Annotated in this window: 11 protein-coding genes; 6 read left to right on the forward strand and 5 right to left on the reverse strand. The window is 69.1% G+C overall.

The window, feature by feature from the left end:
• Positions 1 to 170: 170 nt before the first annotated feature.
• Both IU476_RS18420 and IU476_RS18425 read right to left on the reverse strand, forming a co-directional pair.
• Entirely contained in the window at positions 171 to 2,066 is a 1,896-nt protein-coding gene (locus tag IU476_RS18420) for a glycosyltransferase (protein ID WP_195101679.1), read from the reverse strand.
• A gap of 54 nt (positions 2,067 to 2,120) precedes the next feature.
• Positions 2,121 to 2,621 carry a GtrA family protein gene (locus IU476_RS18425; RefSeq protein WP_324194117.1) on the reverse strand — a complete coding sequence of 167 codons (501 nt, stop codon included), beginning with the start codon at positions 2,619 to 2,621 and terminating at the stop codon, positions 2,121 to 2,123.
• A gap of 171 nt (positions 2,622 to 2,792) precedes the next feature.
• Here IU476_RS18425 and IU476_RS18430 point away from each other — a divergent pair, with 171 nt between their 5' ends.
• Both IU476_RS18430 and IU476_RS18435 read left to right on the forward strand, forming a co-directional pair.
• Positions 2,793 to 3,761: a glycosyltransferase gene (locus IU476_RS18430; protein ID WP_195101681.1), complete on the forward strand. Its 969-nt coding sequence runs from the start codon at positions 2,793 to 2,795 to the stop codon at positions 3,759 to 3,761.
• Entirely contained in the window at positions 3,758 to 5,308 is a 1,551-nt protein-coding gene (locus IU476_RS18435) for a DUF2142 domain-containing protein (protein ID WP_195101682.1), read from the forward strand. Before IU476_RS18430 ends, IU476_RS18435 begins: the two co-directional genes overlap by 4 nt.
• Positions 5,309 to 5,312: 4 nt before the next feature.
• Here IU476_RS18435 and rfbB read toward each other — a convergent pair whose 3' ends face one another.
• Positions 5,313 to 6,314 carry a dTDP-glucose 4,6-dehydratase gene (gene rfbB / locus IU476_RS18440; protein ID WP_195101683.1) on the reverse strand — a complete coding sequence of 334 codons (1,002 nt, stop codon included), beginning with the start codon at positions 6,312 to 6,314 and terminating at the stop codon, positions 5,313 to 5,315.
• A gap of 406 nt (positions 6,315 to 6,720) precedes the next feature.
• Between rfbB and IU476_RS18445 the strand changes: the two genes are divergently transcribed.
• Positions 6,721 to 7,266, forward strand: a complete 546-nt coding sequence (locus tag IU476_RS18445; protein WP_195101685.1) for a DUF8020 domain-containing protein — start codon at positions 6,721 to 6,723, stop codon at positions 7,264 to 7,266.
• Between the two features lie 68 nt (positions 7,267 to 7,334).
• Here the strand turns inward: IU476_RS18445 and IU476_RS18450 are convergent, their stop codons facing one another.
• On the reverse strand, positions 7,335 to 8,330 hold the full coding sequence (locus IU476_RS18450) for an alpha/beta hydrolase (RefSeq protein ID WP_195101687.1): 996 nt from the start codon (positions 8,328 to 8,330) through the stop codon (positions 7,335 to 7,337).
• 189 nt (positions 8,331 to 8,519) lie between these two features.
• On the opposite strand from IU476_RS18450, the gene rfbA reads away from it, so the two are divergent.
• Positions 8,520 to 9,443 (forward strand): glucose-1-phosphate thymidylyltransferase RfbA, encoded by a 924-nt coding sequence (rfbA, locus tag IU476_RS18455; RefSeq protein WP_195101689.1) that lies wholly within the window; start codon positions 8,520 to 8,522, stop codon positions 9,441 to 9,443.
• A 2-nt stretch (positions 9,444 to 9,445) separates the two neighbouring features.
• Complete coding sequence (locus IU476_RS18460) at positions 9,446 to 10,006, forward strand: dTDP-4-dehydrorhamnose 3,5-epimerase family protein (protein ID WP_195102054.1); 561 nt, start codon at positions 9,446 to 9,448, stop codon at positions 10,004 to 10,006.
• 79 nt (positions 10,007 to 10,085) lie between these two features.
• On the opposite strand, the gene IU476_RS18465 is transcribed toward IU476_RS18460, so the two are convergent.
• Positions 10,086 to 11,549 (reverse strand): MFS transporter, encoded by a 1,464-nt coding sequence (locus tag IU476_RS18465; protein ID WP_195101690.1) that lies wholly within the window; start codon positions 11,547 to 11,549, stop codon positions 10,086 to 10,088.
• 86 nt (positions 11,550 to 11,635) lie between these two features.
• On the opposite strand from IU476_RS18465, the gene IU476_RS18470 reads away from it, so the two are divergent.
• On the forward strand, positions 11,636 to 12,055 hold the full coding sequence (locus IU476_RS18470; protein ID WP_195101691.1) for a MarR family winged helix-turn-helix transcriptional regulator: 420 nt from the start codon (positions 11,636 to 11,638) through the stop codon (positions 12,053 to 12,055).
• The last annotated feature ends 12 nt before the right edge of the window (positions 12,056 to 12,067 follow it).

Raw genomic sequence — 12,067 nt, forward strand, 5'->3', positions numbered from 1 at the left:
GCACCCACCGGCCCGTTGCGTAGGAAATCCCCCGTCATCCCGGCATGCTTGTGGCCGGGATCCACCCCACGCGGCGAGATTCCGGCCAAAAGCATGCCGGAATGACGGGAGGGTCGGCCGACGCCAGAATGACGGGAGGCCGGCTCGCACCGGACGGCGGACGGCCGAATTCACAAGCCGTAGAGGCGCTCCCAGTTCTCTCGACTGGTGAGTTCGGGCATGGCGGCGCGGTAGCGGCGGGACAGGTCGGGGAGGTCGCGGCGCAGGCGGCGCAGGACGCGGACAGTGCGCAGCAGCAGGGCGCGGGCCTTGGCCTTGTCGCGCTTGCGGATTCGGACGCCGGACTGGGAGGCGTCGGTCACCACGACGTGCTCGAACAGGCCGACGTGCCACCAGTGCGCGTCCTCGCGGGTGACGGCCTTCAGGCCCGGTTGCACGCGGCCGGTCCACTGCTGGATGGCCCGCTTGATGAGCACCAGCACCGGGCGGCTCGGCTCGCCGCTCGCCCGGCGCACCTGGATGTCGGCATTGCGGATCGGCGCGGTGGCCGCGGGATGCTTGACCGTCTCCGCGTACTCGCCGCGGCTGGCCCGCGCGGCCGCCAAGGCTTCCTGACCGCCGTCCCGCAGCACCTCGGGCCCCTTCAGGAAATCCTCGATGCCCTGCAACGTCGTATGCGCCAGCCCGTACTGCATGCCGACGAGATATTCGGAGATCTCGCGGAACAGCCGGCGGGTCACGGCTTTCGGATCGAGGTCGGTGTGCAGCGCCGAGACGATGAGCGAATTGCGCGAGGAGAAGTAGCGCGCCCAGTCGTCGAAATCCTTCCAGTAGAAGTCGGCGTGCCACACCGCGGCATTCGGCAGCGTCACGGTGACGAACCCGTTCTCGCGGGCGCGCAGACCGTATTCGACGTCGTCCCACTGGAAGAAGATCGGGATCGGCAGCCCGATGCGCGCCACCACCTCGGCCGGGATGAGGCAGGTCCACCAGGCGTTGTAGCCGGCGTCGACGCGCCGTTCCTGGTTGCGCTTGAGCATGCTGGTGTTGCGCAGCGCCTTGGCCACCTTCTGGCCGTGCCGCAGGATCGGCAGATTCGTCTCCTCCGCACCGACATTCAGATAGTCGGGGTTGAGCAGGAACAGCATCTGCGCGCCGACCAGCGTCGGTTCCGCCGTCATGTTCGCGAAAGCGTTGAGCCGCAACACGGTTTCGGGCTCGCACAGGATGTCGTCGTCCATCAGGATGACGTCGGCGTGCTCGTTGGCCGCGGACACCTCGTAGAGTCCGCGCGTGAAGCCGCCCGCCCCACCGAGATTCGGCTGGCGCAGGTAGCGCAGCTTGTCGCCGAAGCGCGGCTTGGTCTCCTGGAACAGCGGCCGCTCCTCGACCAGATCGGTGCCCTGGTCCACCACATAGACCGCGTCGATGGCCGCCAGCACGGTCGGATCCGAGGCCAGCGCCGCCACCGTGTGCGCGCAGTCCTCGGCCCGGTTGAAGGTGCAGATCGCGATCGCCACGGGCCGCACGGTCTCCGGCGCGGCCGCCGACCACTCCAGCTCCTCGATCCCGAGTTCGCCTCCGACAGCATCGAACTCGAGCCACAGCGCGCCGCCGTCGACGTACTGGTCCAGGGTCGCCCGCAGCACCACGCGGCCGTCGGCGCGGACATCGGCGGTGTCGATGATGCGGCGGTGGCCCGCGATGTCGGAGGCCGCCAGGCGCACCCGCGCGCGGTCGCCGACGGTCAGCCGCATGGCGACCTCGATCTCGGTCACCGTGGTCCAGCGCTGCCAGTAGCTGGCGGCGAAGCGGCCGAAATAGGTGTTGGTGTGGGCGGTCGCGCCCTTCTCCAGGCGCAGCGACAGCCGCTCGCGCACGGCCTTGCCCTTGGTGACCGCGTACATCTCGGCGCTGATCTTCGGTGCGGGCGCGGCGAATACGCCGCGCTGCAGCAATAGCCGCCGCGGCGCCTGGTGGTCGCCCTGCAGCGCGGCGGGCGCGGGGTCGGCGAGAAGCCGGTCGTTCTCGGTTGCGGTCACGGCCTGCCCAGCCGACTGGTCCATATTGCAGTCCCTTTTTCGTGTTTCCCCGGTGCGAGCGGCAACATTATCTCCATCTCAGGCGTCGAGGGCGGATCGGGCCTTCTTCTCCCCGGTGAACACGAATTTGTCGTACGCCCAATACCGGAATACCACCGCGACGATCTGGCCGATCAATGTGCCGGAGATGTTGTCCGACAGCGGCGAAGACAGGTCCAGGACGTACCGCGAGAAACCGAGACAGCCCAGTTGCAGGCCGATGGCGACGACGTTGAACACCGCGTAGAGCAGGTATTCGCGCGCCGGGCTGCCGCCGCCCTTGTGCGCGAAGGTCCACCACTTGTTGCCGAAGTAGGTGACCACCGTGGCCACCACGATCGCGATGATCTTGGCGGGCAGCGGCGCGTGGTACAGCACGCCCTCGCCGCCCCAGAACACCAGCAGGTTGTAGGTGCCCGCGTCGACGAGGAAGCCGACGGCGCCGACCACGAGGAACGCCCCGCCCTGCCGCAGTGCGCCCAGCACCCTCGTGAGCAGGGTCGGGGCGGCCGGCGCGGTCGCGGTCTCACTGCTGGTCACCCCCGGACGGTACCGCATGCGGGTACCGCCCGGATCGCCCCTTTCGGGTGACACCGCGCCCACCGGGTATGTGACACAGTGAGGGTTACCGGGCGAGTTCGGGTGACTCCCCTGTACCCTCCCGGTGTTCCGTATTTCACCGTCCGATTTCACACATGAGGGACTGACGGGGTGGACCCCACCGAGCTTCGTATCGCCGCAGTGGTGCCCTGCCACAACGAGGAGGCCGCGGTGGCCAAGGTCGTCGCCGACCTCAAGGCCGCCGTGCCGGGCATCGTCGTCTACGTCTACGACAACCTGAGCACGGACGGCACCGCCGACCGTGCCCGTGCCGCCGGCGCCATCGTGCGCAGCGAACACACCAAGGGCAAGGGCAATGTCGTACGGCGTGCCTTCGCCGATATCGAGGCCGACATCTATCTGATGATCGACGGCGACGACACCTACGACGCCTCCGCGGCGCCGCTGATGATCAAGACCCTGCTGGACGGCCCGTACGACCACGTGCTGGGCGTGCGCAAGCAGAACGAGGGCGAGAACGCCTACCGCACCGGCCACGAGACCGGCAACAAGGTGCTCAACGGCGTGGTGGGCAAGGTGTTCGGCGAGAACGTCGAGGACATGCTCTCCGGCTACCGGGTCTTCTCCCGGCGCTTCGTGAAGAGCTTCCCGGCCGTGTCGCGCGAGTTCGAGATCGAGACCGAGCTGACCGTGCACTCGCTGCACCTGCGCGTGCCGCAGACCCAGGTGCCGGTCGGTTTCCGCGATCGCCCCGCCGGCAGCGAGAGCAAGCTGCGCACCTATCACGACGGTTTCAAGATCCTGGCGTTGATCGTGGGCCTGGCCCGGCACGAGCGGCCGGTCGCGTTCTACGGCCTGTTCGGCACCCTGGCCTGGGCTATCTCGGTCATCCTGATCACCCCGATAGTGATCGAGTTCTACGAGATCCACCAGGTGCCGCGCTTCCCGACGTTGTTCTTCGGTCTGACCCTGCTGCTGCTCGGCAGCCTGGCGTGGACCGCGGGCCTGATCCTCGACGGCATCCGCCGGTCCCGGCACGAGGCCGCGCGCCTGATGTACCTGCGGTACTCGGCGGTCGGCACGGAGGCCGGTGAGCGGGTCGGCGAGGGTCGGCGATGACGACCTCCACCGGGCAGCGGACCGCCGAGCGGCAGTCCGAGAACGGGCAGGAGAGCGCGGCGGAGACGGCGGAGACGCCCCCCAGACCAGCGCCGCTGCGCCGGGCGGGCAGCTGGGTGCAGCGCGGATTCGGTTCGGCCGCCGTGGTTTTCGTCGTCGTGGCCGGTATCTTCGGCGTGGCCTGGGCGACGGTCACGCCGCCGTTCTGGGGGCATGACGAGATCACCCAGTTCGGCCGGTCCTACCAGGTGGCGCACGGCGGCTTCCTGCCGCAGCGCATCGCCGACGACCGCGGCGTCGCGTACGGCGGCGACATCCCGCTGAGCATCGACGGCCTGATGAGCTACGCCTTCACCGACTACAACCGCCGCCCGGCCGAGCCGGAACCGATGGCCGCCGACCGCGTCTCCTACCGGCTGCTGGGCTCGGCGCCGGTGACCACCGAGGCCACCACGCCGGTCTGGTTCACCAATACCGCCGCCTACTCGCCGGTCCCGTATGTGCCCGCGGCCGTGGGCATTCGGCTGGCCCAGGCGCTGGACCTCGACGTGAGCGGGATGCTGCTGCTCACCCGCCTGGCCGGGCTGCTCGCCTACCTGGTGGTGGTCGGCGGCGCGCTGTGGGTGCTGCGCGGACTGCGGGTGCAGTGGCTGGCGTTCGCCGTCGCGGTGCTGCCGATCGCGCTGTTCCAGGCGGGCACGGTCACCGCCGACACGCTGACCAACGCGCTGGCCGTGCTGGTGTCCTGCCTGCTGGTCAAGGGTCTGTTCCTGGGGACGCGGCTGTCCCGGGCCGAGGTCGCGGTGACGCTCGCGGCCACCGTGGCGCTGCCGCTGTGCAAGCCGACCTACGTGCTGCTGGCCATGCTGACCGTGCTGATTCCCGCTCGGCAGTACGGCTTTTCGAGCTGGCGCCGCTGGATTCCGTGGGTGTGCGCGGCACTGGGCGCCGCGTTGTTCGCGACGTGGATGAAGATCGCCGCGCCGACCGGCGAGGGCATGGGCCTGATGCGGCCGCCCGCGCAATGGCATTCGGTGCGCCCGGGCGATCAGCTGAAGGAAATCCTGAGCCACCCGTTCGATTTCCTGGGCACCTTCGTCGACAGCATCTGGCTGCGGGACCAGCGCTGGTTCACGCAATTCTTCGGGGAACTCGGCTTCGCCTACATCGATGTGCCTGCGGTGTCGATCCTGGCCTGCCTGCTGGCCTTCGCGGTCGGGCTGGGCATCGCCGAGCGGATGACCGCGGACCGGCTGCGCACCTGGGTCGTGGCGCTGACCGTGCTGGCCAGCATCGCGATGATCTACGTGACGCTGTACATGTCGTTCACGCCCGTCGGCTACTACCTGATCGACGGTGTGCAGGGCCGCTATTTCGTGCCGCTGGCCATTGTCGCCTTCGCGGTGCTGCTGCGGTGGATGCCGTTGCGGCTGGGGAGTTCTCGTGGGGTCACCCCCACGCGCGGTCCGGCGATCGCCATCGTGACAGCCACCGTGGTCGCGCTGGCCGCCGCGGTCGCGAAGTACGACTTCCTGGTGTGGGGCTGACCCGCTAGAGCACCTTTTCCCCGGCGGCCGCGTACGCCTGTTCGGTGACGTCCTTCTGCGGGCGCCACCAGTCCTCGTGCTCGCGGTACCAGCGGACCGTATCGGCCAGGCCGGAACGGAAATCGGAGTAGCGCGGCCGCCAGCCGAGTTCGGTGCGGAGCAGTTCGGCGTCGATGGCGTAGCGCTGATCGTGGCCGGGCCGATCGGTGACGTGATCGAAATCGGTGGGCTCCCGGCCGAATTCGGCGAGGATCAATTGCACCACGGCCTTGTTGTCCAGCTCGCCGTTCGCGCCGATCAGATATGTCTGCCCGATCCGACCGCGCTCCAGAATCGCCCAGACCGCGCGATTGTGGTCGTGCACGTGGATCCAGTCCCGGATCTGGTGCCCGGCGCCGTACAACCGCGGCCGGACGCCGTCGATGAGATTGGTGATCTGGCGCGGAATGAACTTTTCCACGTGCTGGTACGGGCCGTAGTTGTTGCTGCAGTTGGAAATGGTGGCGCGCACCCCGAACGAGCGCACCCAGGCCCGCACCAGCATGTCGCTGGAGGCCTTGGTGGCCGAATACGGGCTGGACGGGTTGTAGGGGGTGTCCTCGCGGAAGGCCGGCGCGTCGGCGTCCAGGTCGCCGTACACCTCGTCGGTGGAGATGTGGTGGTAGCGCACGTCGTGCCGGCGCACCGCCTGCAACAGCGAATACGTGCCGACGATATTGGTCTGCACGAACGGCCACGGCTGCGCCAGCGAGTTGTCGTTGTGCGATTCGGCGGCGAAATGCACCACCGTGTCCACGCCGCCGACGAGCCGGTCGACCAGATCCGCGTCGGCGATATCGCCGTGCACGAACTCGATGCGCTCGGCGACCGGCGCCAGCGAGGCCCGGTTGCCCGCGTAGGTGAGCTTGTCGAGCACCACGACCCGGGCGTCGGGCCATTCGGCGAGGGTCTGGTGGACGAAGTTGGCGCCGATGAAACCGGCGCCCCCGGTTACGAGCAATCGCACGATCGTCCACACTATCGGCCCGCGGCCCGCGACAGCCACGGACGTGGCCGAGGTGCGGGATACATCCATTCGGGAGAGAATTGCGGACGGGCGCTCCGGCACCCCTCCGGGCAATTCGGACATCGGTCGATCGTTATTACGGGACGCGAATAACGCTTCGGTTACCCACATCACCGAAGTGCTGTGACCTTTGTCACAAACCGATCGTTACGGTTGTATTCGGCGGATCGGAATTCGGCACGAAAGCCGTGCTCACACTGTGTGTTTCCACAACCCCACGATCCACAAGGACCCGATGGTGAACAGAATTTGAATGAACGGTCACGACAGGTTCACCGCTCGTTAGCTGCGTTCCATTTCGATTCTCGTGTCCCCCCGAACCACTCTGTATCGAGGTTCCACAGAAATGCTGATGAGGAAATTCGCCGCGACGTCGGCCATGCTGATCGCCGCGATCGGCGTGACCGCGGGCACCGTCAACGCGGCACCGGCCGCCGATGAGGGCGCGGTCAACTTCAAGGCCACCACCACCGAGACCAACACCGTCATCTCGACGGACTCCGGCTCCCTGGTCAACGACAACGGCGTGTTCAAGATCAAGGCCGCCGACGGAACCACCCTGGCCGGCACCGACCTGTCGTTCCGCGTCGACGACTACGTCTTCCCGATCGCCGCCGACATCTCTGGCAACACCGCGACGCTGACCCCGCAGTTCGACCTGCAGCACGCCAGCTACCAGCCGGTCGCCCTGCCGTTCGAGGACCAGGCGCCCTGGAAGACCCCGTACGACCGCGAGCTGGCCGCCTTCACCCGCCTGAAGGACACCATCTCCACCGGCGCCACCATCGGCACCCTGGCCGGCCAGCTGCTGATCACGGCTCCGGTGGCGATCGCCGCGGCGGCGCAGTACTTCACCACCATCAACCAGCCGTTCGTTCCGCCGGCCAAGTAGTCCGGCCGGAACCGATCGGTTCCCTCAGCACCCCCGCCCTGCCATCATCGGGCGGGGGTGCTGTCGTCTCACGCCGTGCGCGCGACGCGCTCGGCCTCGATCCGGGCCCGCACGAACCGCGCCACCCGGCCGAGCGCGGACCGACTCTCCGGCAGGTTCGGCAGGATGCTCATGAAGGCGTGCACCTGCCCACGCCACAACTCCAGCGAGTTCGGCACCCCGGCGGCGGTGAGCCGCCGGGCCATGAGTTCGCAGTCGTAGCGCAGCAATTCGTCCTCGCCGACCATCAGCAGCGCGGGCGGCAGGCCGGCCAACGCGCCGTTGACGGGTGAGAGGTCGAAGCACTCGCCGTCGGTGCCGTAGCGCACCATCCCCTCCATCGCCGACAGCGGGATGTAGGCGTCGCGGGCGAGGTTCGGGTAGTCGCGCTTGGCCGCGCAATCCAGATCGAGGGCCGGCGAGAGACCGACCAGCCCGGCGGGCGCGGGCAGACCCGCCTCGATCGCCCGCAGCGCGGTGGCGAAGGTGAGGAAGCCGCCCGCCGAGTCCCCGGCGAACACGATGCGGGCCGGGTCGACCCCGTGCCGCAGCAGCCACCGGTACGCGGTCAGGCAGTCGGCCACCGAATCGGTGATGCGGTGGGCCGGCAACTGGCGATAGTCGACGTTCAGCACCGGCAGCCCGGTGCGGCGGGCCAGCGCCGCGGCGACCGGGCGGTGGGTGTCCAGGCCGCAGAGGAAGAAGCCGCCGCCGTGCAGATACATCACGACGCCGTCGCGCAGGGCCCGCCGGGCGCCGGCCGGTCGCAGGATCTCCATGCGGAAACCGCTGAGCCGCACCTGTTCTCGCTCCACCCCGGACGGCCCCGGGCGCAACCGGGCCAGCCCGTCCACGACCGCGCCGGCCAGCGGCATGGTCAGCGGGGTGATCGGATAGTGCCGCACGACGGGACGGATCACGCCGAGGCAGGCCAGCCGCAGCGCCCGCGACGGCAGGGAGCCCCCGTCCGGATTCACGACAACGCCTGGCTCGCTCGCGGTTTCGCCGATCGGAATCGCCACCATGGCGCACCTGCCTCACTCCGGGCGCGCCGCGCGGTCGGCCGCCGGGGGTCCGGCGAGCGAGCTGTCGGCGCTGACATCTCACTACACTGTCGCCCCGGCCGGTCGCGGCGGAACCGGCCGTGATCAATTCGCGGTCGACTCGGAACCTCACCGAGCCCCGGCGGGGCGGCAATGGCAGACTGCTGTGACATGCGCGGAATCATTCTGGCCGGTGGCACCGGGTCACGGCTGCATCCGATCACGCGCGGGGTGAGCAAACAGCTGGTCCCGGTGTACGACAAGCCGATGGTGTACTACCCGCTGTCGACGCTGATGCTGGCGGGTATCCGCGACATCCTGGTCATCACCACCCCCGAGGACGCCGACGCGTTCGTGCGGCTGCTCGGCGACGGCTCGCAGTTCGGGCTGTCGATCAGCTACGTGGTGCAGCCCGAGCCCGACGGCCTCGCGCGCGCGTTCGTGCTGGGCGCCGGTCACATCGGCACCGAGTCGGCGGCGCTGGTGCTGGGCGACAACATCTTTCACGGTCCGGGGCTGGGCACCCGGCTGCGCCGCTTCGACGGCCTCGACGGCGGCGCGGTCTTCGCCTACCGGGTGTCGGACCCGAGCGCGTACGGCGTCGTCGAATTCGCCCACGGTAAGGCGATTTCGATCGAGGAGAAGCCGAAGCTGCCGCGGTCCAACTACGCCATCCCGGGCCTGTACTTCTACGACAACGACGTGGTCGAGATCGCGCGCGGGCTGCGCCCGTCCGAGCGCGGCGAATACGAGATCACCGACATCAACCGCACCTACCTGGAACAGGGCCGCCTCGCGGTCGAGGTGCTGGCGCGCGGCACCGCCTGGCTCGACACCGGCACCTTCGACTCGCTGCTCGACGCCGCCAACTACGTCCGCACCATCGAGGAGCGGCAGGGGCTCAAGATCGGTGTGCCCGAGGAGGTCGCCTGGCGGCTGGGCTTCATCGACGACGAGCAGCTGTGCCGGCTGGCCGAACCGCTCGCCCGCTCCGGATACGGCAGCTACCTGCTCGAACTGCTCGAGCACGGCCGCGACTGGGAACAGGACGGCCTGGACCACGCCGGGGAGCAGGGCGGGAACGAGCACCGATGAGCATGCGCATCCGGGAACTGTCGGTGCCGGGCGCGTGGGAGTTCACCCCCACGCTGCGCGGTGACGAGCGCGGCGTGTTCGCCGAATCGTTCAAGGCCTCCGAATTCGAGAAGGCGGTCGGGCGCCCGTTCGAGCTGTTGCAGGTCAACACCTCCACCTCGGCGGCGGGGGTGCTGCGCGGCATCCACTACACCGAGGACCCGCCCGGCCAGGCCAAATACGTGACCTGCGTGCGCGGCGCGTTCCTCGACGTGGTGGTGGATCTGCGTCCGGGCTCGCCGACCTTCGCCACCTGGGACGCGGTGCTGCTCGACGACGTGGACCGGCGTTCGGTGTTCCTGTCCGAGGGCCTGGGCCACGCGCTGCTGTCGCTCGAGGACGACTCCACCGTCACCTACCTGTGCTCGCTCGAGTACACGCCCGAATTCGACCGGGATCTGGACGCTTTCGACCCGGACCTGGGTATCGGCTGGCCGACCGCGGGCCGCGACGGCAGGCCGCTGCGGTATGTGCGGTCGCCGAAAGACGCTGCGGCACCGCGGTTGCGCAGCCTGCGCTCCTAGTCCCGCTTCCCCCGAAACGCCGACCGCGGCGGGCGAAACATGTTCGCCCACCGCGGTTTCCGACTCCCGTACCGGATGCTCAGGCAGCCAGCTCCAGTTCCCGCTCCGCCTCGGTGACCGGCGCGGCGGCCGACCGCTTGGGCAGGAAGTGGGTCAGGGCGACCAGCGCGCCGGCGACGCAGACCACGCCCGCGAAGATCAGGCCGGGCCGGTAGCTGTCCAGCACCGCGCCGGGCGAGGTGTCGGTGTGCGCTCCGGAGGAGATGATCGCGGTGTTGACCGCCAGCACGATGGCCGCGCCGACCTGCATCGAGGTCTGCAGCACGCCGGCCGCCAGGCCCTGCTCCTCGTCCTCGATGCCGTTGGTGGCCTGAATGTTGATGGCGGGGAAGCCGATCCAGCCGATGCCGATCAGCAGCACCGCCGGCAGGATCACCGTCAGGTAGGACGGCGAGGTGTCCAGCCGCAGGAACAGCAGGTAGCCGATGCTCATTACGACCATGGTGACCGCGATGATCGGGCCGGTGCCGAACCGGTCGACGATCTTGTCGGAGAACACCGACGACAGCGCCACCAGCAGACCCACCGGCAGCAGGCCCATCGCCAGTTCCAGCGCCGACCAGCCCAGGGTGTCCTGCAGGAACAGGGTCACGATGAACTGCCAGCTGAAGTAGGACCCGGCCAGCGCGACGATGACAAGGCTGGCCCGCGCCAGCGACACCTTGCGCAGGATGCCGAGCCGGATCAGCGGGTGCCGGACCCGGTTCTCCACCGCGACGAACGCCACGAACAGCGCCACCACCGCGGCGAACGAGCCGACGGTCCGGGCCGAACCCCAGCCGGCCTCGGGGGCCGAGACGACGGTGAAGACCAGCAGCAGCATGGCGGCCGTGGAGAACAGCGCGCCCAGCAGGTCGTGCCCGCCCTCCTGGGCCGGCTTGTCCCGCGGGACCAGGAACGCGGCGGCGACCAGCGCGGCGATGGCGATCGGCACGGGCAGGAAGAAGGTCCAGCGCCAGCCGAGGCCGGTCATCAGGCCGCCGAACACCAGGCCCATGGAGTAGCCGCCCGCGCCGAACACGGTGTAGATGGACAGCGCCTTGTTGCGGGCCGGTCCCTCGGCGAAGTTGGTGGTGATGATGGACAGGCCGGTCGGCGCGGTGAACGCCGCGGCCAGGCCCTTGACGAAGCGGGTGAGGATCAGCAGTGCGGCCGAGCTGACCAGGCCGCCGGCCAGCGAGGCCAGCGCGAACACCGCCAGCGCGATCAGGAAGACCTTGCGCCGCCCGAGCAGGTCGGCGGTGCGCCCGCCCAGCAGCAGCAGGCCGCCGTAGCCGAGCACGTAACCGCTGACCAGCCACTGCAGGGTGGAGGTGCCCAGGCCCAGTTCGGTGCCGATGGACGGCAGTGCGACACCGATCATCGAGACGTCGAGCCCGTCGAGGAACAGCACGATGCACAGGGTGATCAGCATCCCCCACATGCGTGCCGGCCACCGGGTGGCCGCCGCGGGGGCGGCCGGAAGTGTTGCCGTGGAAGTCATGAGTGAGGACAGTACATGCGTGCGCATCTAATGTGCAAGCATTTAATGCGGTTGCATGATTGGACCGCGACCACTAGGATGGGCGCATGTCCAAGCCGTCGACAGCGTCCGTCGACCGGCCCGGCGCCCTCGAGCAGGCGGTACCAGCCGGACTGGTGAGCAAGTGGCGCGATCTGCTGGCCCAGCACGCCACCGTCTCCTGTGCGCTGGAGAAAGAGCTACAGAGCCGCCACCACATCGGGCTCAGCGAATTCGAGACCCTCGACCGGCTGGTCGACGCGCACTGCGAGACCTACCGCATGAGCGATCTGGCCGGGGACATCTACCTGAGCCAGAGCGCGCTCTCCCGCGCGGTGGCCCGGCTGGAGCGCGAGGGCCTGGTCAGCCGCAGCATGTGCACCGACGATCGGCGCGCCATCTTCGTCTGCCTGACCGACAAGGGCCGGGCGCTGCACGCCGCCGCCGCGCCCACCCACCGCGACGTACTCACCCAGACCCTGCGCTGAGGTCGCGGCGGG

Origin of the sequence: Nocardia blacklockiae (assembly GCF_015477355.1) — a bacterium.
Taxonomy (GTDB): domain Bacteria; phylum Actinomycetota; class Actinomycetes; order Mycobacteriales; family Mycobacteriaceae; genus Nocardia; species Nocardia blacklockiae.

Bases quoted from the DNA above. Each gene is read 5' to 3' on its own strand.
- IU476_RS18465 (WP_195101690.1), bottom strand. From the start codon at position 11,549: ATGACTTCCACGGCAACACTTCCGGCCGCCCCCGCGGCGGCCACCCGG.
- IU476_RS18470 (WP_195101691.1), top strand. From the start codon at position 11,636: ATGTCCAAGCCGTCGACAGCGTCCGTCGACCGGCCCGGCGCCCTCGAG.
- IU476_RS18420 (WP_195101679.1), bottom strand. From the start codon at position 2,066: ATGGACCAGTCGGCTGGGCAGGCCGTGACCGCAACCGAGAACGACCGG.
- IU476_RS18460 (WP_195102054.1), top strand. From the start codon at position 9,446: ATGCGCATCCGGGAACTGTCGGTGCCGGGCGCGTGGGAGTTCACCCCC.
- rfbA (WP_195101689.1), top strand. From the start codon at position 8,520: ATGCGCGGAATCATTCTGGCCGGTGGCACCGGGTCACGGCTGCATCCG.
- IU476_RS18435 (WP_195101682.1), top strand. From the start codon at position 3,758: ATGACGACCTCCACCGGGCAGCGGACCGCCGAGCGGCAGTCCGAGAAC.
- IU476_RS18450 (WP_195101687.1), bottom strand. From the start codon at position 8,330: ATGGTGGCGATTCCGATCGGCGAAACCGCGAGCGAGCCAGGCGTTGTC.
- IU476_RS18445 (WP_195101685.1), top strand. From the start codon at position 6,721: ATGCTGATGAGGAAATTCGCCGCGACGTCGGCCATGCTGATCGCCGCG.